This window comes from Brevundimonas sp. FV1ye28, assembly GCF_058681135.1.
In genome coordinates this window covers 2111229-2138120 of the sequence record NZ_CM178731.1, presented here as the reverse complement: position 1 = coordinate 2138120, position 26892 = coordinate 2111229, and the positions used below count along the sequence as shown (strand labels likewise).

The window sequence follows — 26892 nt, the reverse complement described above, 5'->3', positions numbered from 1 at the left end:
GGCGTTTCCTCCCTATAGACTTTTATGCCGCGCCTTCGGGCGCGGCGTTTTTTCGTTCTGAACCTCAGCGCCGGCCTGTCGGGCTCAGTGCGACCAGGCCTCCGCAGCCAGGCCGACGATGACCCGATCCAGCGCCCTGGCCACCCGATCGTAATCGGCCGACGGCTCCAGCGTCTCCTCGTTCAGATAAAGCGCCCGGTTCAGCTCGACCTGCACCGCCTGGAACCCCTCATCGGGCCGTCCCCAATGCGTGGTGGAATAGCCGCCTGCGTAGGGCGCATTCAGACCCACGCGCCAGCCCTGCGCCTCAAACAGGGCGCGCACCCGGCGCGTCGTCGTTCCGTGGCAGGCGGTGCCATGTCGGTCACCCAACACCACATCAACGCCGCGTCGGCCCTTGCCGCCGCCCGTCGCGCGAGAGGGCATGGAGTGCCAGTCGATCAAGACCGCGCACCCGTGACGATCATGCGCCCCCTGCATCAAGGCCCCGAGTGCGCTGTGATAGGGGCCGTGGACCCGCGCCAGCCTGGTTTGGGCCTCCTCGCGGGACAGGCGTCGCTCGTACAGCGGCGTGCCGTCGCCGGCCCGCCGGGGGATCACGCCGAAGCCGGCCGTCACCCTGGCCGTCGGCGAGGCCTCGATCTCTCCATCCACCAGGGCCGGGTCGAGTTCGGTCGGGGAGCGGTTCAGGTCGACATAGGCGCGCGATATCTGGCCCGCGATGACCGGCACTCCCCGGGGCGGGCCGCCCGCGATCAATCGATCCACCGCCACGTCCTCGGCGCTGCGCAGGACCGACAGGCTCAGGCCCGCGGCTTCTCCCATGTCCGCCGGCCGCCACAGGCCCGAATGGGGCGAGGCGAACACCAGCGCTCCTGCCTGTCCATGCGCCGACGTGACGGTGAAGGTGGTCAGGGGGTCGGTGGCGAACGGGCTGGCGTCGAAGGGCGGCGTCATGAGCCCCGCATAGGGCCTCGCCGGCGAGTTTTCCACCGCCCCATCCCCGGCGTCCGCGCGCCCGAGTGGGGAATTTCATCGCCGGTTTACCGTTCGGGGGTTAGCTTGGGCATTCGAAACGGGGGACCTCCACGCATGGCGCGCATTCTGCTGGCCGAAGACGACGCATCGCTGCGAGGCTTTCTGACCCGCGCCCTCGAACGGGCCGGCCACCAGGTGATCGACTGCGAGAACGGCGACGACGCCATCGACGCCCTCGAACACGGCCCCTACGACCTTCTGCTGACCGACATCGTCATGCCTGGCGCGGACGGCATCGAGGTGGCGCGCGTGGCCGCCGCTCGTCAGCCGGGCCTGCGCATCATGTTCATCACGGGCTTCGCCGCCGTCGCCCTGTCGGCCGCCCAGGCCAGCCCCCAGGCCAAGGTCCTGTCCAAGCCCGTCCACCTGCGCGATCTCGTCAGCGAGGTCGAGAAGATGGTGGCGGCGGCTTAGAGCATGATTTCTGGAGCCTGATTCACAGGCTCTAGGCCGCTGCGCTGCTGACCACCGCGCCGTCACGCGCCAGCGCACGCTGGTGCGCCGGGCGAGACTGGATGCGCGCCAGATAGTCGTCGATCAGCGGACTGTCGGGCAGATGCTCGCGACCCCAGGCCATCGAAGCCCCGATCATGACGTCGGCCACGGTGAACCGTTCGCCCATCAGGTAGGGCCCGACCCAGAGGGCCTCGAGAATGCGCGCCATGGCGGCCTCGTAGCGTTCCAGGGCGAAGGGATCGCGTTCGGTCTGGCCTGTGAGCTTGCCCCACATCGCCGGCTCCATCTCGCCGGCGGCCCAGCAGATCCAGGTCAGCAGCGGCCCGTGATGGGGCGAAGTCTGCGGGAAGCCCAGCCCCGCCTCAGGATGCCGGTCAGTCAGATAAAGGGCCACCGCCGCGGATTCCGTGATCAGGGAGCCGTCGTGGATCAGGGCCGGGACCTTGCCGTCCGGGTGCGGGTTCTTCGGATCGGGCGCGCCGGTCCCGTCCATCATGTGGCGGATGTCGCAATACTCGATCCGGCAGTCGGCGCCGAGTTCCTCGATCAGCCAGACCAGGCGCGACGAACGCGATTGCGGGGCGTGAAACAGCGTCAGCATATCGATCTCTCCCATCCGCCTCGGCGATCTGCCGCGGCCCTAAGAGATTGACTACCGCCACCCTGCTGCCAGCATGCTGTCAGCAGTCGCCCGGTAGGGGTCGGTCAAGCGGCGACCGACCGCGTCGGGAGCGAACGCAAGCCCGCGCTCAAGCAGCGACCGACCGCGTCGGGAGCGATAGCGCACTAAGGAATCTAATGAGACGCGCAGACCGGCTTTTCCAGATCGTCCAGCTTCTGCGACGCAGCTCCCAGCCGGTGACGGCGGAGTCTATCGCAGTCGAGCTGGAGACATCCAAACGCAGCGTCTATCGCGACATCGCCGCCCTGATGGCCCAGCGCGTTCCGGTCCGGGGCGAGGCGGGCATCGGCTATGTGCTCGATTCAGGCTTCGACATGCCGCCCCTGATGCTGACCTCCGACGAGGTCGAGGCCGCGGTTCTGGGCGCCCAGTGGGTGGCGGGCAGGGGAGACCCGGCCCTGGCCCGCGCCGCGCGTGACCTGATCGCCAAGATCGCGGCGACGGTGCCCGAGCGGCTGCGCCCGGTAGTGCTGGAGCCGGCGCTGGGGGCGCCCAAGAGCTGGGACGTCCTGCCCGAGACCATCGACATGGCCGCCATGCGCGGGGCCATCCACGCCGCCCGCAAGGTCGCTCTCCACTACAAGGACGAGAAGGAGGTGGAGAGCCGCCGGACCATCTGGCCGTTCCAGGTCGCCTATCGCGAGGCGACCCGCATCGTCATCGCCTGGTGCGAGACCCGCGACGACTTCCGCATGTTCCGGACCGACCGGGTACTGGTCGCCGAGGTGCTGGACGAACGCTATCCGGCCCGGCCCGCCGCCCTGCGGGCGAAATGGCGCGCCTATCTGCGGGAGCAGTACGGCGTCGAGGATCACTGACCCTCGACGCCGACCGGATCAGAAGATCTCGAACAGGCCGGCCGCGCCTTGGCCGCCGCCGATGCACATGGTCACCACGCCGTATTTGGCGCCGCGACGCTTGCCTTCGATCAGGACGTGGCCGGTCATCCGGGCGCCCGACATGCCATAGGGGTGGCCGATCGAGATGGCGCCGCCCGAGACGTTCAGCCGGTCCATCGGAATGCCCAGGGTGTCGGCGCAGTACAGGACCTGGACAGCGAAGGCCTCGTTCAGTTCCCAGATGCCGATGTCGTCCATGGTCAGGCCGTGGCGCTTCAGCAGCTTGGGCACGGCATAGACCGGGCCGATGCCCATCTCGTCGGGCTCGCAACCGGCCACGACCATGCCGCGATAGGCGCCGAGGGGTTGCAGGCCGTGACGCACCGCCTCGCCGGCCTCCATGATGACCGAGGCCGAGGCGCCGTCCGACAGCTGGGACGCATTGCCGGCGGTGATGAATTCGCCCTGCTGGATCTCCTCGCCGCCGCCGAAGACGGGCTTGAGACCCTTCAGGCCTTCCAGCGTCGTGTCGGCGCGGTTGCCCTCGTCCTTGGACAGGGTCACCTCCTTGGCCGAGGCCTGGCCGGTCGCCTTGTCCATGACCTGCATGGTGGTGGTCATCGGCACGATCTCGGCGTCGAAACGACCGGCCTCCTGGGCGGCGGCGGTGCGCTGCTGGGATTGCAGGGCGTACTCGTCCTGGCGGTCGCGCGAGATGTTGTAGCGGCGGGCGACGACCTCGGCCGTCTCCAGCATCGACATATAGATGTGGGGCGAGAGCTTCAGCAGCTCCTCGTCCTTCATCCGGTACAGGTTCATGTGCTGGTTCTGGACCAGGGAGATCGATTCCAGACCGCCGCCGACGGCGACCTTCTGCTGGTCGAACACCACCTGTTTCGCTGCCGTGGCGATACCCATCAGGCCCGAGGCGCACTGGCGGTCGATGGTCATGCCGGCGACCGAGGCAGGCAGGCCGGCCGCCAGGGCGATCTGGCGCGCGACATTGGTACCGGTCCCGCCCTGTTGCAGGGCCGCGCCCATGACGACGTCCTCGATCTCGGCCGGATCGATGCCGGCGCGGGCGACCGCGTGCTTCACGGCATGGGCACCGAGTTGCTGGGGCTGGGTGTCGTTGAAGGCGCCACGATAGGCGCGCCCGATCGGAGTTCTGGCGGTCGAGACGATGACGGCTTCACGCATCGGGATGCTCTTTCTTTCAGGGCGCTACCGCTCGGCTCGCGGAGCCTCGCTGCTTGAGCGCCGGGGTTTCCTCGGGGATCGCTCCCGGCTTCTGTCGGCCGGTTCAGCGGATGGGTCTGAACTTACGCGCCTGCCGCCGCGTCAAGGCAAGCCCGGGAACCTCGCCTCAAGCAGCGAGGCTCCGCGAGCCGAGCGGTAGGCGACGTCAGGAATGCGCGTTCTGGGCCTTGTTCAGTTCGATCATGCCCTGGGCGGCGCCCATCTCCGGCACGATCTCGCCCGTGCGGTCCGAGATGGCCTCGAACTGGGCCTGCACCTGTTCCGGCGCGTCGTCGCCGACGATGCGGACGCCTTGGGTCAGGGTGACGTAGGCGCGCTCGAAGCCGCCGGCGCCGGCGCCGAGGATGCAGCGCGTCGGCGCGTCCTGGCTGACCAGATACAGAAGGCCCGGCGTCACCAGTTCAGGCCCCAGGGCCTCCAGCGGCAGGGCCGCGCCCAGATCCTCGGTCATGCGCGTATGGGCCGTGGGCGCCAGGCAGTTGACCCGGATGTCGTTCTTGGCCCCCTCGATGGCCAGGGTCTGCATGAAGCCCACCAGCGCCATCTTGGCCGCGCCGTAGTTGGCTTGGCCGAAGTTGCCGTAGAGGCCCGACGACGAGGTGGTCATGACGATCCGCCCGTAGTTACGCTCGCGCATCCCGTCCCAGACCGCCTTGGTGCAGTTCACGGCCCCCATCAAATGGACGTCGACGACGAACTGGAAATCCTCGACCTCCATCTTCGCGAAAGACTTGTCGCGCAGCACCCCGGCGTTGTTGACCAGGATATCGACCGACCCCCACTTCGCGACGGCCTCGGCCACCATCGCCTTCACGGCCTCGTAGTCGGTGACCGAGGCGCCGTTGGCCATGGCCTCGCCGCCTGCCGCGATGATCTCGGCGACGACGGCCTCTGCCGGGCTGGTCGAGGATCCGGCCCCGTCCCGGGCCACGCCAAGATCGTTGACCACGACCTTGGCCCCGCGCGCCGCCAGGGCCAGGGCGTGCTCGCGTCCGAGACCTCCGCCCGCGCCCGTCACGATCGCCACCTTGCCGTCGAACCGCATTGCCATTGAGAGGCCTCCCTTATCGCTGTTCACCCTGATAACAGGCCAAACGGGTTCGCCAAGAGGGGGATATGTGTTGAAACGGCGCCACAGTCGCCGTATTGCGAACCGAAATAAGGAACCCGGGCCCAACTCTGCAGTTAGGCCCGGTGAGCGTCACGTGTAAGCGTGGCCTTTGGGCATTCAACGAATTATGAGGACTGACATGAAGCTGAAACTTCTCGCCAGCGTCGCAGCCGCGGGGCTTTTCGCCGCTGGTGCTGCTTCGGCTGAGCCGGACGGCTGGTACGGCGCTGTAGACGCCGGCTACCATTTCGCTAACGAAAACTACAACGTCGAGGCTTCGGGCAACGGCGTGAACTGGCAGATCGAAGCCAACGACGGCTGGGCCGCGTTCGCGCGTCTGGGCTACCGGTTCAACCCGAACTGGCGCGTCGAGCTCGAGGGCGGTTACCGCTCGGGCGACATCGGCCGCATCCGTCACTCGACGGGCTCGGTTCCGACCGGCGTCTGCAACTTCACCCCGGCCACCGGTCCTTGCTTCTCGCCGGAAGGCGACGTCGAATCGACCACCCTGATGGCCAACGTCATCTATGACCTGGGCGGCGAGTACTGGGGCGTGCGTCCGTTCGTCGGCCTCGGCGTCGGCGTCAACCGCGTCAACACCGAGTTCGTGGGCACGATCCGCGGCCAGCGCGGCGTCTCCGTCGCCGCTGACGACTCCTCGACCAAGTTCGCGGCTCAAGCCATCGCCGGCCTGAGCTACGCCGTCGGCGAGCGCGCCAACATCGACCTGACGTATCGTTATCTGACGGGCGACTTCGAGTTCGACACCTTCACGACCTCGACCCTGGCCGCCAACAACTACGGCACCTTCGAAGGCGACTACGACCAGAGCCACACCGTGACCCTGGGCCTGCGCTATGCCTTCGGCGGCGAGACGGCGCCTCCGCCGCCTCCGCCCCCGCCGCCCCCGCCCCCGCCGCCTCCTCCGCCCCCGCCGCCCCCGCCGCCTCCGCCGGCTCCGGCTCCGGTCGCGCGTGAGTTCATCGTGTACTTCGACTGGGATCGCTCGGACCTGACGGCCGAAGCCCGCTCGGTGGTCACCCAGGCGGCGAACTACGCCAAGACGGGTCGCCCGACCCGCGTGCTGGTCGTCGGCTACGCCGACACCTCCGGCTCGGCCGCCTACAATGTGGGTCTGTCGAACCGTCGCTCGCGCACCGTGGCTGACGCCCTGGTCGCCCAAGGCGTCGCCGGCGGCGTGATCGCTCTCGACGGCAAGGGTGAGACCAACCTGGCTCGTCCGACCGCCGACGGCGTTCGCGAGCCTCTGAACCGTCGCGCCACCATCGGCATCAACTTCTAAGACGTCCGGAAAAGGCCCCGGTCCCGCAAGGGATCGGGGCCCGATCCGACCGACCAGAAGACGTCGAGGGGTCGATGCGTCGGACGGCCTTCGCGGGCCGCCGGACCCACAACGCCTCTCGTCACGATCCGTATGCTGAGCCGCCGGTTCTCCCCTCCAGGAGGCCGGCGGTTTTGCGTTTCAGGGCGTCGAACCCGAAAAGGTCGCCTCCGAACCGTCCCGCTTCTGCGCCTTCGCTCCAGCCTGCCCAGAGGGCGGTCGGGGCGGTCCCGAGGCCCGCTACGGGATTGAACGGTCTGGCGAACCTGGAGCGACGGCGCTCGCTTTTTTGGACAAGTCGGTTGATCCGAGAGACAGGGGCGGCGACAAAGGCCCCCATGTCACAGCTCCGAGCCTCTCGTCCGGTCCGCGCTGGAACCGCCTTCCTCCCGATCCTGCGGGACCTGGGCGGAACGGACGGCCAGACCCTGTGCTGGCGCTCGGCCGATCATCCCCGTTCCGAAGACCTCGCGTGAGCCGGTCCTGACCATGGCGGACATCCGCATCACCCCCAGGCAAGCCTCCGCCGACCTCGCTTCGCGCGAGACGTCCGCGCGCGCGGCCCGGACGACCGCCCTTCCGGTCCAGGTCCATCCCGCGCCCCAGACCCCTCTTGCGCCGGTCGTCCAGGGCGCGACCCGTTTCACGCCGGGCCAGTCGCTGGCCGGCCGCCGCTTCCTGATCGTCACCGCCCCCTTCGGCCCGTTCGGCCGGGCCCTGGCCGAACAGCTGACGGCCGAGGGCGCGTCGGTGGCCCGCATGCTGTTCAACGCCGGCGACGCCGCCTACTGGCGCCGGTCGGGTGCCCAGCCCTACACCGGCGACGTGCGCCGCTGGCCCGCCCGCCTGGCCAAGATGGTCCAGGACCAGGGCCTGACCGACCTGATCGTCTTCGGCGAAGGCGGCCCCTACAATCAGGCCGTCCTGTCCCAGGCCACCAAGCTCAAGGCCCTCCGCGCCGAAGCCCTGGCCAAGGCCGCTGCCTCCGATACCGGCAACCCTTCCGCTCAAGCAGCGAGCGCCCGCGGCGCGAGCGTTAGCGGTGCGGCGTCAGCCGCCCACCCCGATGCGCCCATGCGCATCTGGGTGCTGGAAAACGGCTACTTCCGCCCGGACTGGATCACGGTCGAGGAGAACGGGGTCAACGCCTCGTCCGGCCTGCCGCGCGATCGCGACGCCTATGACCCGCCGATCCCGGAGATGCTGCCGACCCGGTCCGTGGGCCGGATCCTGCCGCACCACGTCATCAACATCAGCCTGTATCACGCCATGCAGCCGTTCGGCCGGCTGGTGTTCCGCCGCTACGTCTATCCCTATACCCAGTCGCCCTGGCTCCAGTTCGCGGGCCATGTGCGGCGCTATCTGAGCCTGACCTTCCGCTCCAAGTCCGAGAGCGACGCCGACGTGATCCGCCGGCGCGGCCCCTTCTTCCTGGCCTGCCTGCAGCGCGAGGGCGACGCCCAGCTGCTGCGCTACTCCCACTACGCCGACAACACCGCCTTCCTGGCCGAGGTCCTGACCTCCTTCGCCCGGAACGCCCCCGCCGAGGCGCGGCTGGTGATCAAGAACCACCCGCTGGATCCGGGCCTGGTCGACCTGGCCCGCATGACCCACGTCCTGGCGGTCGAGCGCGGCATCGCAGACCGGGTCGACTTCATCGACGGCGGCAACCTGGCGGCCCTGTGCCGGGCCTCCTCGGGCATGGTGGTCAACAACTCCTCGGCGGCGCTCTCGGCGCTCGGCTTCTCCACCCCGGTCAAGGTCCTGGGCGAGGCCTTCTTCGACATCGACGGCCTGACCGACCAGCAGCCCATCGACGGCTTCTGGACCGCGCCCAGGGCCCCCGAGGACGACCTGTTCCTGCGCTTCAAGGCCCACGTCATCAACCGCACCCAGGTCAACGGCAACTACCACGAGCCCCGCGCCCGCAAGCACACCGCCCGCGCCCTCGCCCGCAGGTTCGCCGCCGCCCGCTGACCCGCGGTTCCGCAACCCAGCCGGGTGACGCAGAAGCCGCCAGGGCCGCCGATCCGACGCCGACGTGAACTGCAAAAGCAAGGCCGTCGCCAACCGCAGACGCTGCTGAGCCCGCAGGCAGACAGCGCCAAGCCGGCAGGCGGGCGGCGGGGCGTCTTCAGGACAATTCTTGGCGATCCCTGTATCCGAATGGAGCGGGGGGACGTAGCTGATTGGTCAGCCGTTCCGTGATCCCCGAGCGGCGTTCGGAGCCTCCCAATGTCGCTTCTGTCTCGTTCCGCCCTTGTGGCCCTCATCGGCATCGCCGCCTGTTCACAGGGGGAGGCCGCCACAGGCGCGCCGGCGGCTCCGACAGTTCAGGACAGCGGGAGGCGCGAGACGGCGGTGTTCGCCGGCGGCTGTTTCTGGTCGGTCGAATCGAACTTCGAACACATGCCGGGCGTCGTCTCGGCGGTGTCGGGCTTCGCGGGCGGAACGGTGGCCAATCCGACCTATGACCGGGTGGTTCGCGGCGGCACGGGCCACGTCGAGGCGGTCCAGGTTACCTATGATCCCGCTCGCATCAGCTATCGCCAGCTGGTGGATCGGTTCTGGCGCACGATCGACCCGACCGATCCCGACGGACAGTTCTGTGACCAGGGGCAGGCCTATGTGACAGCGGTGTTTGCGACGGCGGCCCAACGGCCGATCGCGGATGCCTCGCGGGCCGCTGCGGTTCAGGTGATCGGCGCGTCCCGGTTCGTCACACCGGTGAGGTCGGCGACCCGGTTCTGGCCGGCCGAGGCCTATCATCAGGACTTCGCACGTCTGAATCCCGTGCGGTACGGGGGATACACCCGGTTCTGCGGTCGTGACGCGCGGCTACGGGCCGTTTGGGGGCGCTGAGTCCTTCAGACGCGGTGAAGTGTGGCGCATAGGCCACCCCTGGGCGCTGTCACGCGGCTGTCACACGACTGTCGTCCATCGTTCCGAGACCGGCCCTAGAGGGGGCGAGATTTCGACGATTGCGGCACTCTTCGGCCGCCGTCTCTCGCGCGCCGGCCATAGGCCTGCACCATCTGGGGATACAAAATGAACATTCGCACTCGTGCGCTCTGGGCGACCACCGCCCTCGTCGGCGGCATTCTCGTCGCAGGCGCCGCCTCGGCTCAATCTTCGGGTACGGACGCCGCTGAAGGCACTGTGGTCGACACCGTCGTCGTGACCGGCCAGCGCGGCCCGCGGGTCATCTCGGGCGCCACGGTCGCCCAGACGGTCGACAAGACCCGTTCGACCATCACGCAAGAGTACATCAGCCGTCAGCAGGCCGGTCAGTCGATCGTCCAGATCCTGAACAATGTCCCTGGCCTGAACTTCACCAACTCCGACCCATACGGCAACTCGGGCGGCAACATCCGCCTGCGCGGCTTCGACGGCAACCGCGTCTCGCTGACGTTCGACGGCATTCCGCTGAACGACACCGGCAACTACGCCGCCTACACCAACCAGCAGCTGGACTCGGAACTGATCGAGCGCGCCTCGGTCAACCAGGGTTCGACCGACTCCGACAGCCCGACGGCTGCGGCCAACGGCGGCACCATCTCCTACTCGACCGGCCGTCCGCTGGAAGAAATGGGCGCCCAGATCAACACCTCGATCGGCAGCTTCAACTACGGCCGCGTCTTCGGCCGCTTCGACACGGGCGCTTTCGGTCCTTGGGGCACCACCGCCTATATCGCCGGTTCGTACACGGACTACGACAAGTTCAAGGGCCCGGGCTCGCTCGAAAAGAAGCAGTACAACGCGCGCCTGTTCCAAGACCTGGGTGACGGCGACTTCGCCAGCCTGGCCTTCCACTGGAACGAAAACCGCAACAGCTTCTACAACAACTTCAACACCCTGGCCTCGTTCAACGCCGGCCTGCGCCCCGAGAACGACATCGCCTGCTTCCGTCCGACCGGCGTCGCCGGCACGGTCCAGAACGAAGCGACGCAGTCCAACATCATCACCTATTTCGGCGGCAACGCGACCGGCAGCTGCACCAATGACAGCCGCACCCGGATCAACCCGTCCAACACGGGCAACATCCGCGGCCAGTTCAGCTACGGCCTGACCGACAACATCCGTCTGACGATCGACCCCTCGTTCCAGTACACGATCGCCAACGGCGGCGGTTACACCCTGACCAGCGAGCGTGACGACCGTCTGGACCAGAACACCACCAACAACGCCACGGTCGCCTCGCCTGCCCAGTGCGCCGCCGCTGCGATCCTGAACACCGGCGTGGACCTGAACGGCGACGGCGACAGCTGCGACAACGTCGGCCTCTACACCCCGTCGAACACCAACACCCGTCGTTACGGCGTGATCTCTTCGCTGCTGTGGGATATCAACGACGATCACCGCGTCCGCGTGTCCTACACCAACGACTACGGCCGCCACCGCCAGACCAGCGAGGCGACCCGCTACAACGCCGACGGCTCGGTGCCTGAGGTCTTCGCCGGCGAGAACACCTGGGGCAACGAAGACCTGCGCATCAACGGTCGCGACGGCTCCTTCCTGCGCGGACGCGATCGCTTCTCGATCGCCCTGCTGAACCAGGTCTCGGCCGAATACCGTGGTCAGTTCCTCAACGACGCCCTGACGCTGACCCTGGGTGTCCGCGCGCCGTTCTTCACGCGTGAACTGAACCAGTTCTGCTTCTCGCAGAACGCGTCGTCCAACGTCCGCTGCACCACCGAGGCTGTCGCCTCGACCCTGGCCAACGGCAATGTGACCTTCGCCTCGACCGGTACGACCCAGTATATCCGCCCCTACTCGCAGGAACTGAAGTACGACGCCGTCCTGCCGACCATCAACGTCGGCTACCGCTTCCTGGACAACCACTCGATCTATGGCGCCTTCGCCCAGGGCATCTCGGTGCCGCGGACGGACAACCTGTACCAGCCCTTCCGCAACACTGCGGGCGGCCTGGACTTCTCGACGGTCGAGCCGGAAACCACCGATTCCTACGACCTGGGCTATCGCTACACCTCGTCGCGGATCATCGCTTCGGCCGCCGTCTGGTACATCAACTACGACAACCGCATCGTCTCCTCCTTCGACAACGACCCGAACTCGCCGACCTTCAACTTCTCTGTCGACCGTAACCTCGGCGCCGTGAAGCAGCAGGGCTTCGACGGCTCGGTCGAGTGGCTGGTGACGGACGCCTTCTCGGTCTACGCTGCCGCTTCGTACAACGACTCGGAAGTGCAGGACGACCTGGCCCTCTCGAGCACGACCTTCCTGCCGACCAAGGGCAAGAAGATCGTCGAGACCCCGGAATGGACCTTCAACCTGCGTGCTGACTGGCAGGTCACCGAGGCCTGGTCGGTGGGCCTGCAAGGCAAGTACGTCGACGACCGTTTCTCGACGGACATCAACGACGAAGTCTTCCCGTCCTACACGGTCGTCGACTTCGACAGCCGCTACGACCTGACCGACACCTTCGGCATCCGCGACGCCTATGTGCAGTTCAACGTCACCAACCTGCTGGACGAAGAGTACATCGGGAACATCTCGACCGGTAACAACGCCACCAACATCGACGTGAATCCGACCGCGGCCGTCGTGATCCGCAACGGCGCAGTCCGCAGCGGCGCCCTCGGCGCCCCGCGCACGATGATGCTGACCCTGGGCACCAAGTTCTAGAACCTGGTTCCAGACTGAAATGGATCAGGGCGGCCCTTCGTGGGGCCGCCCTTTTTCTTTGTCCTGAACCCGCCGCAAGCCCGTGGCATTGAAGTGGGGGGAGGGGGTCGCTATCTGGCGCGGTCCCCCGCGTTTTCCGAAAGAGTGCTCCGTCCATGGCCGTTTCGCCGATCCCCGCCGAATGGGCGCCGCACCGGGCGATGTGGGTCGGCTGGCCGAGCCATGAGGAGCCCTGGGCGGGCCCCGATCTGATGCGGGCCGCTCAGGACGAGATCGAGGCCTTGGTCCTGGCGCTGGCCGGGCCGGGACGCGAACAGGTGCGGCTGATGGTCGGCAGCGAGGCCGAACTGGCCGGTGCCCAGGCGCGGTTCGCGGGCGTGCAGAACGTCGAGGTGGTTCCGGGGGCCTTCGGCGACGTCTGGCTGAGGGACACGGGGCCCATCTTCGGACCGGGATCGAAAACGGCCGCCGCTTTCCGCTTCAACGGCTGGGGCGGGAAATATGTGATGGAGGGCGACGAGACGGTCGCCGAGCAGATCGGCGAGCGCTCCGGCACGACCCTGACCCGCATCGATGCGGTCATGGAGGGCGGCTCTCTGGACCATGACGGCGAGGGCGTGATCCTGACCACCCGCCAGTGCCTTTTGAATCCCAACCGGAACCCCGGCTGGACCGAGGCGAAGGCGCTGGAGGTGTTGGGCGAGGCCTTGGGCGCCAGGCGGATCGTCTGGCTGGGCGAGGGCCTGCTGAACGATCACACCGACGGCCATGTCGACAATCTGGCGCGGTTCGTGGCGCCGGGCGTCGTGGCCTGCCCGATCGCCTTCGGCGTCGATGATCCGAATGCGGAGGTTTATGACGCCTGCGCCCGCGATCTGGGCGAGGCGGGGTTCAGGGTGGTGAGGATTCCGTCGCCTGGGCTGCTGCAGGACGAGGATGGCGAGGCCATTCCGGCCAGCCACATGAACTTCCTGATCGCCAACGGGGCCGTCATCGTGCCGACCTATGGCCACGAAGCGGCCGCAGACTTGGCGCGCCAAGCGTTGGCCACGGTCTTCCCGGATCGCGAGATCATCCTCCTGCCGTCGACGAACATCCTGACCGGCGGCGGATCCTTCCACTGCATCTCCCAGCAGGAGCCCGCCTGATGGCCCGCACGATCTCCGTCGCCGCCTTGCAGACCGCCTATGGCGAGGATACGGACGCCAATATCAACAAGACGGTCGATCTGGTGCGTCAGGCGGCGTCCAAGGGCGCGCAGGTCATCCTGCCGTCCGAGTTGTTCCAGGGACCTTATTTCTGCGTCACGCAGGAGGAGCACTGGTTCGCCACGGCCCACCCCTGGCGCGAGCATCCGGCCGTGATCGCCATGGCCGAGGTCGCGAAAGATCTGGGCGTCGCCATCCCGGTCTCGATCTACGAGCGGGAGGGGCCGCACTATTTCAACTCCGTCGTCATGCTGGACGCCGATGGGTCGCCGCTGGGCGTCTATCGCAAGAGCCACATCCCCGACGGCCCCGGCTATCAGGAAAAATACTATTTCCGTCCGGGGGATACGGGCTTCAAGGTCTGGGACACGCGCTTCGGTCGGATCGGCGTCGGCATCTGCTGGGACCAGTGGTTCCCCGAGGCCGCGCGGGCCATGATGCTACAGGGCGCGGAGGTGCTGTTCTATCCGACGGCCATCGGGACCGAACCCCAGGACGCCGACCTGCATACCGCCGAGCCGTGGCGACGGGCGATGCAGGGGCACGCGGTGTCCAACGCGGTGCCGGTCGTGGGCGCCAACCGGATCGGCCATGAGCATCTGACCGAGGCGGGCCAGACCTTCTATGGCCACTCCTTCATCTCGGACCATCGCGGCGATCTGGTCGAGCGGTTCGACGGTGATGAGGAAGGCGCGCTGGTCCACACCTTCGACCTCGACCATATCGCCCAGTATCGCGCCGCCTGGGGCTTCTTCCGCGATCGGCGTCCGGAGCTCTACGGCGCGCTGGCGTCGGCCCGTCCGACCAGCTGAGCCCTCAGGGGAGCGGCGTCGCCAGCGCCAGGCGTTCGGCGGCGCAGGCGGGACTGGTCAGGCCGGCGAAGCGCGCGCGGGCGATCTCTTCGCGAGCCACGACGGCATCGGCCTGGAAGGCCTCGCTGGCGGCGATCCGCTGGAACACGGCCTTGCCCAGGGTTTCTCCCTCGGTGACATCGGAGGGATAGTGCATGGCGCAGACCATGCGGCTGACCGCGATCTCGTGACCCGTTCGGCTCGCTTCGGCGGCGCGCTCGGGTGCGAGGGCGGCGATCACCTCGCCATAGGCCGCACCGACCGTCGCGCTGCCTGAGGGGTATGATGGGCTGGCGCGACCGGCGGCCGAGACCACCTGACAGGCGGGGCGTTCCGGGTCGGCGCCCACGGGACGCGGGCGAAAGGCGCGGGCCTTGGCCAGTTCTGCGGCCTCGTTGGCGTCGTGCAGGATCCGCTCGAGGATCGAGACGAGGCGAGGCGAGCCCTCCGAGGTCACGCGGAAACCCAGGGCGCAGTCGAAATGGGCGAGGCCGAGCGCCGGCCGCAGCTCCGCATGGCGGGTCGCCAGCATCCAGCGGTCGCCATTCTCCAGAACACGCAGGCGTTCGGATGCGGTGATGTCGGCCTGATCCTGGGCTGAGCCCGCGGCGGGCGCAGGCGGCACGGCGTCGGCCAGGGCCTGGATCGCCGCGTGGTCGAGGTAGCTCGCGGGGGCAGCCTGTTGCGCAGCGGCCGGCAGCGCCAATGCGCCGACGGCCAGGACCAGGCCCGCCCGGATCACCGTCCGGCGCTCCAGCTGATCTGGACCGAGGTGGAGTCGTCTTCGGTGGCGGTGGCGACAACCTGGAGATTGGCGTCGCCGTCCGCGCTGGTCGCCCCGTAGGCGCGGGCGTCACCCTGGTTCATGGCCATCGAGGTCGTCAGACCCGCAGCCTCGGCTTTGCTGCGATGGAAGGCGATGACCGCGTCGGGGTCGGCATCGGTCGTATAGGTCGCAAGACCGCCAGGTCCGGACGCCCCCGAGGCCGTGACCGCAGGAGTCTCCAGAACGGCGCCCGGATAGAGGACGGCGAAAGCGGGAGCGCCGGGGGCGGCAGGCTGGCCTGATCCGACTGCTCCGGTCGTCGGAGCCGGGGGACGCCCCGTAGCGGCGGCGCTCGAGCCTTCCACCCGAGCCGGGATCTCGGCGGCGGGGGTATCGGTATCGGGGCCGCACGCGGCGGGCAGCACCGCCGCGCACCCGAGTGCGATAACCGCCAGAAAACGCTTCATCCCGTGTCGTCCTTGAGACCTGTTCGTTGGCCCACCGTGGCCCATCGGTGGGGCGGCAGCAAGGCGGTCGGGGGTCGTGCGGCTAGGACTTGTCGCGCTTGCCGCGTTCGGCGAGGTCTCGATCGACCGCGGCCTGATCCGGGTCGTCGTCCGAACCGGTGGCGGCACCCCCCTGGAGCGAACCCGCGCGGGTGTCCGATCCCATACCGCTGCCGGTCAGGGCTTCGGTCAAGGCGTCCGGCGTTCGGCCCCGATCCGGGCGCTCGCCCATGTCCTCGGCTTCCACGGCTTCGGGGGTTTCCGGCTTTGCGTCTGTCATGTCGGCTCCTTGCTCCAGTCCTCGATCAAAGCCTCACCTGCGCCGACCGTTCCTAAGATCGCGATAAAAGATATATCGCGGACTTGACGAAAGGGATCGCCGATATATCTTTCAGACATGACGAACGAAAAGGAACATCACATGTTTGGACATCACAAGACGAAGCACGGCCATCACCACCACCGTTGTGGGCCCGAAGGCGAGGGGCGTGGGCGCGGACACGGAGGGCGCGGCCGCTTCGGCGGCGCCGGAATGTCAGGCGGTCACGGCGGCCACCGACGGCGCATCTTCGGTCCTGGCGACCTGCGTATCGTAACCCTCGCCCTGATCGAACAGGAGCCGCGCCATGGCTACGACCTGATCAAGGCGATCGAGGCGCTGTTCGGCGGGGCCTATGCGCCGTCGCCGGGCATTGTCTATCCGACGCTGGCGATGCTGGCGGACGAGGGTCTGATTGCTGGGGTCGAGGCCAGGACGGATGAAGGGGGCGGCGGAAAGCGGGTCTTCTCGCTGACCGAAGCCGGTCAGGGCTGGCTCGATGACAACCGCGCGGCCGTGGACGGCGTCATGCAGCGCATGCGCCTGGCGGCGCGCATGGTATCGGGCGCACAGGCTCCCGATGAGGTTCGCGAGGCCATGCACACCCTGCGCCAGGCCATTGTCATGAAGCCCGGAGACTGGTCCGAGGCGGAGGCTGCGCGCGTGGTCGAGGCTCTGATGCGGGCCGTGAGCGAGGTCAGCGGGGACTGATCCCGGTGGAACGGGCCGCCTTGCCGTAACGGCGACGGGCGAACTTGCGAGGCCCGAGACCTCGTGCAAAGTCCAGGGATGACGCCACCGAAAGCTGGATCGCGCATGTGTCAGGATTTCGAGTTGGTCCTGCCCCCGGGGATCCGGGTTGCCGCTTCCGGCGATCCGACCTCGCCCGTGTTGACGCGATTTTTCGAGGGCTACGACCGGGCCTTCGTCCTGCCCGACGAACGCGAGGGCCTTGCTGGTTTCCGGACCTGCCTGGCGTTGAACGCCACCCACCGCCACGCCTATGGCCGAACGCATTGCGAACTGGTTTGCGTGCTGGAGGACGAGGACGGACGTCTGCTGGCCGGGGCCAATTTTCTGGCGACGGCCATGAACCGTCCTGGAGCGCCGCTGGCCTCGGTCGCCCTGAACTATGTCTATGTGGAGGAGGCCGCTCGCGGGCGAGGACTGCTTCGCGTCACCCTGGAGGCCGTGCGGATCCTGGCTCTCGGAGCCCTGGGGCTGGACACGGAAGGGGCCGCCCCGGTCATCTTCATCGAGCAGAACGATCCCCTTCGGCTGACCGCAGAGGACTATGCCCGGGACACCGCCCATTCGGGTCTCGATCAGGTCGATCGACTGGCGATCTGGACCCGGGTCGGTGCGCGCGTGGTCGATTTTCCCTACGTCCAGCCCGCCTTGTCGGCAGACCAGCATGCGGACGACCGCCTGATCTACGCCGCCATCGACTATCCGGGAGGGTCTGTGGATGCGGGTCTTTTCCACGACCATCTGGAGAGCTTCTTTGGCATCTCCGTGCTCAAGGGCGAGGCCGAAACCTCGGGAGGTCAGGCCTCGCGTCAGATCGCAGCCCTGGCGGCGCGGTCCGCTCCGGTTCCCCTTCTCGACATGCAGCCTGCGCTGAACTGGCTGAAGGCGGGCCGGCCTACGGATGGATTTGAAAGTTTCAGGGATCTGGCAAGACAGGCGGGGGGCGGCTGATGGGGGATACGGGGGAAGACGCCGGTGTCTATGAGAAGTCCAGGTCGGGAACGATCTACTGGACGCTGTCTCTGTATATCGAGGCTGACAAGGTCGCCTCGGCCCTGGATCTGACGCCAGGCGCCCGGGTCGAACCGGATGTCTTCGCCAGAATGCAGCGGTCACACAAACCCTCGCTGGCGCTGGCCAACGCGGTCGATCCTCTGATGAACGACATCGCGGATCGCGAGACCCAGGGCGAGGTGCAGGAGTTTCTGCTGGCCGCGACAGCCGAGAATTTCGCGGATATGCACGAGGCCCGCAAGGCGGTCCGCCGGCATGACGAGTTGGTGTTCAAGGTTCCGGACTCGATCTCGTGGACGACCGAGGGTGTGCGTTTCGAGGCCAGGCCCGACGGGTTGAACCGCGACCGCATGGTCAAGCTTCGTCGGTTCTGGTTGTCCCACAACGACGGGGCCCTGAGCTACCACCTGAGTTTCAGCCACTATTACGGTGGGGACCTGAAGCCGGGACGGACCGGCTATGAGCCGTCGACGCTGTATTTTCTGTCACTGCTCCAGAAGCTGGCGGCGCCCAAGGAATACACCCTCGCCGAAGACATCTTCGAGGGGGCGAGCGCCAGCAAGGCTCGCTACGTCGATGTCTTCGAGCCGAGGCTCGGCATCGATCCGCTCGACACGATCAAGATCGAGCACCGGATCGGCCAGGCGCCGGACGGGGCCGCCAGGGTCGAGGGGTTCTGGCCGCTGGTGGCGACAGCCTTCGAGAAGGATGCCGGCGTGCTGTTCGATCGCCTTGCGAAGGCCTGCGATCGACGTCTGACGATCGAGCCCGACCAGTTCAGGAAAGCCCTGCTGGACCCGGTTCCGTTCATTGAGGTTCCGGGACTGGCGGCTCCGCGATCCCGCTTCATGTTCATGTTGCACGACAAGCGGTTCTTCAATCGGCTGATGCCGCCCGAACCGGGGGTCGGCGCGGCGGCGTCTCGAAAGGCGATGGTTCAGCCCGACTGCTACGAGCCCTATGGCGCGCGCATGACCGAGATGATGGATGCGGTGGAGGGGCAAAAGGACGCGACCGTCCTGCTGGACCATGACTACTGGCGATGGGTCTGCGAGCGGGGGGATTACGTGAAGGCCTTGGCCCGCGACGCCTTCGTCCGCGCCAATCCGGAGTTCAACGAGAGGGCAGATGAGAGCGCCGAGAATGCCCGGTGGCTGCCGATCTCGACGACCGAGGATCTGGCGGCGGCCATGCGAGCAGGAGACTGTTTCCAGACCATCGCGCTGGACGATCCGCTAGGCGAAGACGACGCGCCGAAGCACGTCCTGAGCCCGCCGATCCGGCGTCATGTTCCCGCATTCGAGGCCGAGCGAACCGACTGCCTGGAGTATCTTTTCCTGGCCGGATTCAATCAGAACATCATCGACTTCATGAACCAGGACACCTCGGAGGTCCTGGACAGCATCGATCCGATCTACCCGGACGGCGAGGACCTATCGAGCGATCGCTTCTTCGTTCGATACGCCAACCACCGGGCCATGATCACCTATGTGCCCAAGAGCCGCAGCCTGGAGGCGGGCAACGACTATATCGGCGCCTGTCCCTACGCCTTCCTGATCCACGCCCTGGCGCTGCACAACGAGTTTCTGGCGCGGGCGCATGAGCGCAAGACCATGACGCGCATCGAGCGGATCCAGGCCATGGCGGCCAGCCAGCCCCTGCCCAAGACGGATCTGATGCGGGCTCTGCAGGAGTGCGAGCCGCTTTCGGGCAACCGGTTCGACAAGTCCGAGACCGCCATCAATCAGGCCAGACTGGCGACCTTCGATCAATACGAGCGGTTCCGTCACGACAACCCATTCCGGTACGAGACCGAACGGACCGTTTTCGCCACGCTGGAAGACCTGCGGGGCATCAGTCGAAAGCAGGCGTCGATGACGCTGGCGATCGACAGTCTGGAAGACTATGCGGCCGATCTGCAGAGGATGAACCAGCAGAAGATCGATGGCCGAACGGGACAGAGGGCCGCGTTGCTCAGCATCCTGTTGGGTGGCACGGGATTATTCGGCGCGGGCCAGATGTTCTATTGGATCGGCGAAAAGGCTTTTGGCGAGGTCGACGAGAAGGGCGATCTGACCATCCGCGAGGTCGAGATACCCTTCTGGGACCCACCCATGGTCCGCGAGACCGGATCCTTCATCATGGCCTGGACCGAGCGGCTGATGACCTGGGTTCTGGTCTGCTTCTTCGCGCTTCTGATCCTCTACGCCCTGGTGGCCTTGTACCAGGGCGCCTTGGCAGGTTGGTCCGCCTACAGAGGGTTGCGATACAATGCGCCGATCCAGAGACGGCGGCGTCGCGGACGAGACTTTGGACTCTTCAAAAGGCGTGACCGGGCGAGCTAGCTCACCCGGCCTCCTCACATCGTGGTTCAGCGCCGCGCCTTCTTGCGCTGACCGGCCTTGCCCTTGGGGCGGCTCAGGCGAACGACCTTGCGGGCCTGCTCTTCGGCCGTGGTGCGCACGGTCGGGATGGAGCGGGGTGCCAGACCGTAGAGCGAGGCCATGGGGGCGTCCTCGACCATGGCGATCTCGTGATCGCCGTAGCCGTTGAAGCCGGTCGACATGGCGACGCCATAGGCGCCGAGCATGCCAATCTCGATGAAGTCGCCTTCCTTGATGTCGGCAGGCAGCCAGAACGGACCCGGCATGTGGTCGATCGAATCGCAGGTCGGTCCGTAGAACTGGAACGCCTTGAGTTCGTCCGAGCTGTCGCCATCGCGGACCAGCTTGGTCGGGAAGGGCCAGCGCGAGTGGGTCGCGTCGAACAGGGCGCCGTAGGAACCGTCGTTCAGATACAGGCTGTCGCCCTTGCGCAGGTCCACCCGGCACAGGACCGACGAGGATTCGGCGACCAGGGCACGGCCCGGCTCGCACCAGAGCTCGGTCGTTTCCGACACGGGCATCTCGTTGAAGCCGCGATGGATGGCGTCGGCGTATTCGCTCATGTCCGGCGGGACCATGCCCGGATAGACCGAGGGGAAGCCGCCGCCGACATCGACGATGTCCACGATGACGCCGGCGCGCGAGATGGCGCGACCGACCTGGGCCATGGCGGCTTGATAGGCGGTCGGACGCATGCATTGCGAACCGACGTGGAAGCAGACGCCCATCAGGCCGTCCTTGACCGCCCGGCGAACCGACAGCAGTAGCGCCGGGGCCTGGTCCGGCGAGACGCCGAACTTGCCCGACAGGGAATAGGCCGCGCCGTCGGCGGACACCGTCATCCGCACGAGCAGGTTCAGGTCGCTCGCGCCGCCGGTGGCGTCGAGGATCTTCTGCAGCTCTTCCTCGCAGTCGAGCGAGAAGGTGCGGACGCCATGGTCGAAATAGGCCTTGGTGATCGCCGAACGGCTTTTCACCGGATGCATGAAGGCGATGCGCGCGTCGGGATCGACGGAGCGCACGAGTTCGATCTCGGCGATCGAAGCCGCATCATAGCCTTTGACGCCGGCGTCCTTCAGGGCCTCGATGACCCAACGTGAAGGGTTGGCCTTCACAGCATAGAAGACGTCAGCCTTTAGATTGTCCTGGAACCAGCGCGCCGCTACGGAAACCGAACGCGGTCGCACGAGTGCGACTGGACGTTCAGGGGACCGCTCGCGGACCAGGTCCAGGGGAAATGGATACGTGCGCAATTCACGTAAACCCCTGTAATTGTTAAACCCAGACCGGCGTTAGCAGCGCAACGTTAGACCTACGGGGTCCGCCGGAAGCGGGGGATGTAGGGTCACGTGACTGTCATGTAAAGAGGTTTTTTTGTGTCGCATGGCCCGGCAAACCCTTGCTGGGCCTGGCTATATCCGGGCACGGACGAAGCGAGGGGGCAACCTTTGCCTTGGCGACCCGTTCGTCCCGACGCGACTGGGAGATCTCATGAACCGCTGGCTGTTCTGGTGGCGCACGCTGCGTCGTCAAATGTGGGTTCGGGCGAGCCTCTATACCGCTGCAGGCGTAGCTGCGGCGCTGATGGCCGTGATCGGCGCGCCCTGGGTGCCGGATGCCGTCGCCGAGCGGTTGGGCGGAGATTCCGTCGGCTCCATCCTGACCATCCTCGCCTCCAGTCTTCTGGGTGTGGCGACCTTTTCGGTAGGGGCGATGGTGACGGCCTATACGGCGGTGTCCCAGGCGGCGACCCCACGGGTGGCGGCCCTGGTGACGAGCGACAGCGAGGTTCAGAAGGCGCTTTCGACCTTCGTGGGCGCATTCCTCTACGCGATCGTCGCGGTGACGGCGGTCAACGCCCACTATTACGGTCAGGAGGGGCGGGCGATCCTGTTCCTGTTCAGTCTGGGCGTGGTCGGGCTGGTAGCATTCCGGCTGCTGGCCTGGATCAACCGGCTCTCCAGTCTGGCGCGGGTCGGTCACATGATCGATCTGGCGGAAGACCACGCGCGTGCGGCCCTGAGGGAGCGTCGGCGGGCGCCTCATCTCGGCGGTCGAGCCGGTCAGATCGAGGCGGGCTTCATAATCCTGGCCGAGCACACCGGCTATGTGCAGAACGTCGATCCCGCCCGATTGCAGGATGTGGCCGAGGCGCAGGATTGCCACGTCGAAATCCTGGCCTCGCCGGGCGCCTTCGTCCGATGCGGAGATCCGGTGGCCGCGATCAGTCGGCAAGACTGCGACGGGGACGGCTGCGATGATTTTCGATCGGCCTTCGCGATCGGGTCCCAACGCTCGTTCGATCAGGATCCCCGGTTCGGGCTTATCGTGCTGGGCGAGATCGCCGCCAAGGCCTTGTCGCCCGGCGTCAATGATCCGGGTACGGCGATTCAGGTCATGGGAGCCGCGGTGCGGGCGCTCGATGAGTGGGAGGCCATGGCGTCCGAAGGCTCCGTAGAGGTCCGGTATCCCCGCCTGTGGGCACCGGGGATCGATGACCAGGACCTGGTCTCGGACGTCTTCGGCCCGCCGGCCCGTTACGGCGCCGGAGATGTGTCCGTGGCGGTTCGGTTGCAGAAACTGCTGCACAAGCTGGCGCGCGACGACGGGCCGATGGCGATCGCGGCCCTGTCTCTGGCGAGAGAGGCGCTGGAACGGTCGCGACTGGCGCTCTCCTTGCCTGCCGATATCGAGAAGGTCGAACAGGCCGCAAAGGCGGGCTGATCGGGCGAGCATCAGCCGTCGCGCTGGACGTCGCATCGCCGCACATGGCATTAAGACTTGCCGGACCGCGCTTCTCGCGTCATTCGGCGCCTGTTTCGTCAGCCGCCGACAGCGAGTTCATGAGTTCATCCGCCGCCAGCGCCGCGTCCGGCCCCGTCGTGACTGGAATGGTCATGGCCAAGGACGTCTCGAAGACCTTCGGAGCCCGGAAGGCGTTGGACTGCGTCTCGGTGTCCGTCGCCGTCGGAGAGATGGTCGCCCTGATCGGTCCGTCGGGATCGGGCAAATCCACCTTGCTGCGTTCGATCACCGGCATGCAGTCCATCGACGCAGGCGCGGGCCAGATCGATGTCTTCGGGGCCTGCGTCCAGAAGAACGGCCGCACCACCGGCGCCGTCCGCGCCGCGCGCCAGAAGCTGGGCATGATCTTCCAGCAGTTCAATCTGGTCGGTCGCCTCAGCCTGTTCTCCAACGTCATGCTGGGCGCGCTCGGCCGTCTGCCGGGCTGGCAGGGTCTGTTCGGGGCCTGGCCTTCGGCAGACAAGACCAAGGCCATGGCGGCGCTGCACCGCGTCGGCGTGGCCGAGTACGCGGCCCAACGCGCCAACACCCTGTCGGGCGGTCAACAGCAGCGCGGCGCCATCGCCCGGGCCCTGGTCCAGGGCGCCAAGGGAATCCTGGCCGACGAACCCGTCGCCTCGCTCGACCCCGTCTCCGCCCGCAAGGTGATGGAACTGCTGGTCGAGTTGAACAAGCGCGACGGCCTGGGGGTCATCGTCACCCTGCACCAGGTCGACTACGCCATCCGCTATTGCGACCGGGTCATCGCCCTGAAGGCCGGAAAGGTCGTCTATGACGGACCGTCGACCGGTCTGGACACGACCCGCCTCATCGACATCTACGGTCCCGAGTTCGAGGACGCGTTCTGGGAAACCAAGGCATGAGCTTCGCCTCCTTCACTCGTCGGGCCGGAATGATCGGCGCCGCGGCCGCCCTGCTGGGCCTTTCGGCTTGCGGCGGTGGTGATGACGCCAAATCGGGTGCCGCCCCGTCTTCAATCACCTTCTCGATCCTGTCGGCGGAAGGCCAGGCCTCGGCCGGGCCGCTGTGGCAGCCGCTGCTGGAAGACATGTCGGCCTCGATCGGTGTGCCGGTCGAGCCCTTCTTCGGCTCGAACTACACCGTCCTGGTGGAGGCCATGCGCGGCAACCAGACCCAGGTGGCCTGGTTCTCGGCCAAGCCGGCGGTCGAGGCGATCGATCGCGCCGACGCCGAGGTGATCGCCCGCACGGTCAACAAGGAAGGCCAGGACAGCTATCGCTCGACCCTGGTGGTGAAGACCGGCTCGGGCATCACGCTGGATCAGGTCCTGGCCTGCGGCAAACGGTTCGATTTCGGCATCGGCGACGCCCAGTCGACTTCGGGCACGCTGGCTCCGATGGCCTTCCTGTTCAATCCGCGCGGGATCGTGCCGGCTCAGTGCTTCGCCACCGTGCGGTCGGCCAATCACCAGGCCAACGCCTTCGCCGTCGCCACGGGCGTCGTGGACGTGGCCACATCGAACACCGTGAACACCGTCTTCCTGAACCGCCAAAACCCGGCCATCGCGGCCCAGATCACTGAGATCTGGCAATCCCCGCCGATCCCGGAATCGGGCATTCTGGTGCGTGGCGACCTGGATCCGGCGATCAAGGAAAAGATCCGCAGCTTCTTCCTGACCTACGGCCAGGGCACGGGCGCCGAGGCCGATCGCCAGCGCCAGGTGCTGGCCGGGCTGGAATATTCCCAGTTCCGCGTCGCCGATGACAGCTATCTGAACCCGATCCGCGAGATGGTCGCCGACCAGAAGCTGCAGGAAGCCCGCGACAAGGGGGATGCCGCCGGTGTCACCGCCGCCGAGGCCGAACTGCAGCGCCTGCGTGCGCTTCGTGAGGTCCAGCCTTGACCGACAACGCTCTTCCAGCCGGAACCATCCCCAAGCCTCCCTCGAAGTCGTTGGGGGCCTGGGCGCTGGACGTCCTGATCTGGGGCGGGGTTCTTTTGCTGCTGATCTACAGCGTCGGCGATGTCGACCTGGGCAACATCTCCAAGCTCTTTACGAACGCGACCAGCACCCAGATTTTCGCCAAGGAACTGCTTCAGCCGGACTTCACCGACTGGCGCATCTTCGTCGAGAAGATGTGGGAGACGATCCAGATCGCGCTCTGGGGCACCTTTATCGCCGTTTTTGCGGCGGTGCCGATGGGGTTGGCGGCGGCACGCAATGTGTCGCCCGTGTGGGTGGTCACGCCGGTTCGCTGGGTGATGAACCTGCTGCGCTCGATCCCCGATCTGGTGATCGGCCTGCTGTTCGTGGTCGCCGTGGGCCTAGGGCCGCTGCCGGGTGTTCTGGCTATCGCCCTGAATACGGCCGGCGTGCTGGCCAAGCTGTTCTCTGAGGCCGTCGAGTCGATCGACAAGGGGCCGGTCGAGGGGGTGCGCGCCACCGGGGCGAGCAAGCTGCACGAGATCGTCTGGGGTGTGATCCCGCAGGTGGCCCCGCTCTGGACCTCGTTCGCGCTTTACCGCTTCGAATCCAACAGCCGATCGGCGACCGTGCTGGGTTTGATCGGCGCTGGCGGTATCGGCCAGGTGCTGTTCGACCGGATGAACGCTTTTGACTTCCGCGATGTGTCGGCGATCGTCGTGGTCGTGGTCATCGCGGTGACCCTGATCGACATGCTGTCACAAGCCATGCGCAAACGTCTGCTTTAAGCGTCGCAACTTCGCGTCGCCTGAGAGACTGTCCGATGTCGTCCTTTATGCCCCGCCGTCTGCGTCTCGTCGCCGGAACCGCCGTCGTGGCGCTGAGCCTGTCCGCCTGCGGTGAGGGCGGGGGGCAGCGCAACGGCATCTGGGCCGCCGGATCCTCGACCGTCTTCCCGTTCGCGACGCGGGTGGCCGAGAATTTCGGCCGCAACAATCCCGAAGGCGCTCCGCCGCGCGTCGAGTCGCTCGGCACGGGCGGCGGCATCCAGGCCTTCTGCCAGGGCGTCGGCCCTTCGACCCCGGACATCGCCAACGCCTCGCGGCCGATGAAACAGTCCGAGTTCGACAAATGCGTCGAAAACGGCGTCACCGAGATCGTCGAGCTGAAGATCGGCTATGACGGGATCGTGGTCGCCACGGCCCGGACCGGCGCCAGCTTCAACTTCGAACTGAACGACCTTTACGAAGGTCTGGCCAAGGAGGTTCCCGGCCCGAACGGGACCTTCGTGCTGAACCCGGCCCGGGCATGGTCGGACATCAATCCGGCCCTGCCGAACCAGCGGATCCAGGTCTATGGTCCGCCGCCGACGTCCGGTACGCGCGACGCCTTCCTGGAACTGGGCATGACGCCGGGGGCCAAGCTGATCCCCGCCGTCGCAGCCGTCGAAGATCAGGACGAGGACCGGTTCGAGGCCCTGGCCCACACGGTGCGGGAGGACGGCGTCTGGGTCGACTCGGGCGAGAACGACAACGCCATTCTGCAGACCCTGACGCGGACGCCGGGTTCGCTCGGCGTGTTCGGCTATTCGTTCCTCGAACAGAACATGGACACGGTGAAGGCCGAGACCATCGACGGCGTCTATCCGACCCCGGAGAATATCTCGAACGGCTCCTACCCGCTGGCCCGCAGCCTCTACATCTATGTGAAGAAGGCTCACATCGGGGTGACGCCGGGCCTGCAGGAGTTCCTGATCGAGTTCACGTCCGAGGCGGCCGTGGGACGCGGCGGCTATCTTCAGGATCGCGGCCTGGTGCCGCTGCCGGAAGCCGAACTGGTTCAGCAGCGCGCCATCGCGACGGCCATGACGCCGATGGCGCGGCCGGACTGAGGCGGGGCGCGCGCGACTCCTAAAATAGAGTCTACAGAGTCTCGCTTGCGATGTGCTGGTGCTGTGATGTCAAAGACCGGCGCACAGCATACCACCGCCCCGGACCGTGTTAGATATCCGGCCCGATATTCTTCAAAAA

General features: G+C 66.9%; 25 protein-coding genes. 17 read left to right on the top strand and 8 right to left on the bottom strand.

The genetic code is table 11. The features are described 5' to 3' along the window. Positions 1–84 precede the first annotated feature (84 nt). Positions 85–957, bottom strand: a complete 873-nt coding sequence (locus tag ACW171_RS10465) for an N-formylglutamate amidohydrolase (RefSeq protein WP_492093121.1) — start codon at positions 955–957, stop codon at positions 85–87. A gap of 135 nt (positions 958–1092) precedes the next feature. Between ACW171_RS10465 and cpdR the strand changes: the two genes are divergently transcribed. After that, complete coding sequence (gene cpdR / locus ACW171_RS10460) at positions 1093–1452, top strand: cell cycle two-component system response regulator CpdR (RefSeq protein ID WP_374038242.1); 360 nt, start codon at positions 1093–1095, stop codon at positions 1450–1452. Positions 1453–1483: 31 nt separating this feature from the next. On the opposite strand, the gene ACW171_RS10455 is transcribed toward cpdR, so the two are convergent. Next, positions 1484–2095 carry a glutathione S-transferase family protein gene (locus ACW171_RS10455; protein ID WP_492093120.1) on the bottom strand — a complete coding sequence of 204 codons (612 nt, stop codon included), beginning with the start codon at positions 2093–2095 and terminating at the stop codon, positions 1484–1486. Positions 2096–2292: 197 nt separating this feature from the next. Between ACW171_RS10455 and ACW171_RS10450 the strand changes: the two genes are divergently transcribed. Continuing rightward, positions 2293–2994 carry a helix-turn-helix transcriptional regulator gene (locus ACW171_RS10450; protein ID WP_492093119.1) on the top strand — a complete coding sequence of 234 codons (702 nt, stop codon included), beginning with the start codon at positions 2293–2295 and terminating at the stop codon, positions 2992–2994. 18 nt (positions 2995–3012) lie between these two features. Here the strand turns inward: ACW171_RS10450 and ACW171_RS10445 are convergent, their stop codons facing one another. Both ACW171_RS10445 and ACW171_RS10440 read right to left on the bottom strand, forming a co-directional pair. Beyond that, positions 3013–4215, bottom strand: coding sequence for an acetyl-CoA C-acyltransferase (locus ACW171_RS10445; RefSeq protein WP_492093118.1), 1203 nt, complete (start codon positions 4213–4215; stop codon positions 3013–3015). A 205-nt stretch (positions 4216–4420) separates the two neighbouring features. Beyond that, entirely contained in the window at positions 4421–5326 is a 906-nt protein-coding gene (locus tag ACW171_RS10440) for an SDR family NAD(P)-dependent oxidoreductase (RefSeq protein WP_492093116.1), read from the bottom strand. A 199-nt stretch (positions 5327–5525) separates the two neighbouring features. On the opposite strand from ACW171_RS10440, the gene ACW171_RS10435 reads away from it, so the two are divergent. The 7 genes from ACW171_RS10435 (at position 5526) to aguB (ending at position 14394) form a co-directional block, all read left to right on the top strand. Continuing rightward, complete coding sequence (locus ACW171_RS10435) at positions 5526–6689, top strand: OmpA family protein (RefSeq protein ID WP_492093114.1); 1164 nt, start codon at positions 5526–5528, stop codon at positions 6687–6689. A gap of 377 nt (positions 6690–7066) precedes the next feature. Continuing rightward, positions 7067–7204 carry a hypothetical protein gene (locus ACW171_RS10430; RefSeq protein ID WP_492093000.1) on the top strand — a complete coding sequence of 46 codons (138 nt, stop codon included), beginning with the start codon at positions 7067–7069 and terminating at the stop codon, positions 7202–7204. A 13-nt stretch (positions 7205–7217) separates the two neighbouring features. Then, positions 7218–8705 carry a capsular polysaccharide export protein, LipB/KpsS family gene (locus ACW171_RS10425; RefSeq protein WP_492092999.1) on the top strand — a complete coding sequence of 496 codons (1488 nt, stop codon included), beginning with the start codon at positions 7218–7220 and terminating at the stop codon, positions 8703–8705. A 258-nt stretch (positions 8706–8963) separates the two neighbouring features. Beyond that, entirely contained in the window at positions 8964–9590 is a 627-nt protein-coding gene (gene msrA, locus ACW171_RS10420; RefSeq protein ID WP_492093113.1) for a peptide-methionine (S)-S-oxide reductase MsrA, read from the top strand. A gap of 186 nt (positions 9591–9776) precedes the next feature. After that, positions 9777–12374 (top strand): TonB-dependent receptor, encoded by a 2598-nt coding sequence (locus ACW171_RS10415; RefSeq protein ID WP_492093112.1) that lies wholly within the window; start codon positions 9777–9779, stop codon positions 12372–12374. A gap of 155 nt (positions 12375–12529) precedes the next feature. After that, the gene (locus tag ACW171_RS10410; protein WP_492093110.1) at positions 12530–13522 is read left to right on the top strand and encodes an agmatine deiminase family protein; all 993 of its coding nucleotides are present in this window, start codon (positions 12530–12532) and stop codon (positions 13520–13522) included. After that, entirely contained in the window at positions 13522–14394 is an 873-nt protein-coding gene (gene aguB, locus ACW171_RS10405; protein ID WP_492093108.1) for an N-carbamoylputrescine amidase, read from the top strand. Before ACW171_RS10410 ends, aguB begins: the two co-directional genes overlap by 1 nt. Positions 14395–14398: 4 nt before the next feature. Here the strand turns inward: aguB and ACW171_RS10400 are convergent, their stop codons facing one another. From ACW171_RS10400 to ACW171_RS10390, 3 genes are all read right to left on the bottom strand, one after another. Further along, positions 14399–15175 (bottom strand): phosphatase PAP2 family protein, encoded by a 777-nt coding sequence (locus ACW171_RS10400; RefSeq protein WP_492093106.1) that lies wholly within the window; start codon positions 15173–15175, stop codon positions 14399–14401. Then, on the bottom strand, positions 15172–15666 hold the full coding sequence (locus ACW171_RS10395) for a hypothetical protein (RefSeq protein WP_492093104.1): 495 nt from the start codon (positions 15664–15666) through the stop codon (positions 15172–15174). The genes ACW171_RS10400 and ACW171_RS10395 overlap by 4 nt, the downstream gene beginning before the upstream one ends. An 82-nt stretch (positions 15667–15748) precedes the next feature. After that, positions 15749–15985 (bottom strand): ribonuclease, encoded by a 237-nt coding sequence (locus ACW171_RS10390; RefSeq protein ID WP_492093103.1) that lies wholly within the window; start codon positions 15983–15985, stop codon positions 15749–15751. Positions 15986–16237: 252 nt separating this feature from the next. Between ACW171_RS10390 and ACW171_RS10385 the strand changes: the two genes are divergently transcribed. From ACW171_RS10385 to ACW171_RS10375, 3 genes are all read left to right on the top strand, one after another. Continuing rightward, a complete protein-coding gene (locus ACW171_RS10385) occupies positions 16238–16735 on the top strand; it encodes a PadR family transcriptional regulator (RefSeq protein ID WP_492093101.1) in 498 nt (165 codons plus the stop codon). A gap of 177 nt (positions 16736–16912) precedes the next feature. Further along, entirely contained in the window at positions 16913–17725 is an 813-nt protein-coding gene (locus tag ACW171_RS10380) for a hypothetical protein (RefSeq protein WP_492093099.1), read from the top strand. Next, a complete protein-coding gene (locus ACW171_RS10375) occupies positions 17725–20133 on the top strand; it encodes a hypothetical protein (protein WP_492093098.1) in 2409 nt (802 codons plus the stop codon). The genes ACW171_RS10380 and ACW171_RS10375 overlap by 1 nt, the downstream gene beginning before the upstream one ends. Positions 20134–20159: 26 nt before the next feature. On the opposite strand, the gene ACW171_RS10370 is transcribed toward ACW171_RS10375, so the two are convergent. Further along, positions 20160–21425: a type III PLP-dependent enzyme gene (locus ACW171_RS10370; RefSeq protein WP_492093097.1), complete on the bottom strand. Its 1266-nt coding sequence runs from the start codon at positions 21423–21425 to the stop codon at positions 20160–20162. A 238-nt stretch (positions 21426–21663) separates the two neighbouring features. On the opposite strand from ACW171_RS10370, the gene ACW171_RS10365 reads away from it, so the two are divergent. From ACW171_RS10365 to ACW171_RS10345, 5 genes are all read left to right on the top strand, one after another. Beyond that, positions 21664–22896 (top strand): DUF2254 domain-containing protein, encoded by a 1233-nt coding sequence (locus ACW171_RS10365; RefSeq protein WP_492093096.1) that lies wholly within the window; start codon positions 21664–21666, stop codon positions 22894–22896. Positions 22897–23069: 173 nt separating this feature from the next. Then, positions 23070–23840: a phosphonate ABC transporter ATP-binding protein gene (gene phnC, locus ACW171_RS10360; protein WP_492096619.1), complete on the top strand. Its 771-nt coding sequence runs from the start codon at positions 23070–23072 to the stop codon at positions 23838–23840. After that, a complete protein-coding gene (gene phnD, locus ACW171_RS10355; RefSeq protein WP_492093095.1) occupies positions 23837–24841 on the top strand; it encodes a phosphate/phosphite/phosphonate ABC transporter substrate-binding protein in 1005 nt (334 codons plus the stop codon). The genes phnC and phnD overlap by 4 nt, the downstream gene beginning before the upstream one ends. Positions 24842–24906: 65 nt before the next feature. After that, positions 24907–25650 carry a phosphonate ABC transporter, permease protein PhnE gene (gene phnE / locus ACW171_RS10350; protein WP_492096618.1) on the top strand — a complete coding sequence of 248 codons (744 nt, stop codon included), beginning with the start codon at positions 24907–24909 and terminating at the stop codon, positions 25648–25650. 35 nt (positions 25651–25685) lie between these two features. Continuing rightward, on the top strand, positions 25686–26753 hold the full coding sequence (locus ACW171_RS10345) for a substrate-binding domain-containing protein (RefSeq protein ID WP_492093094.1): 1068 nt from the start codon (positions 25686–25688) through the stop codon (positions 26751–26753). Positions 26754–26892: the final 139 nt, after the last annotated feature.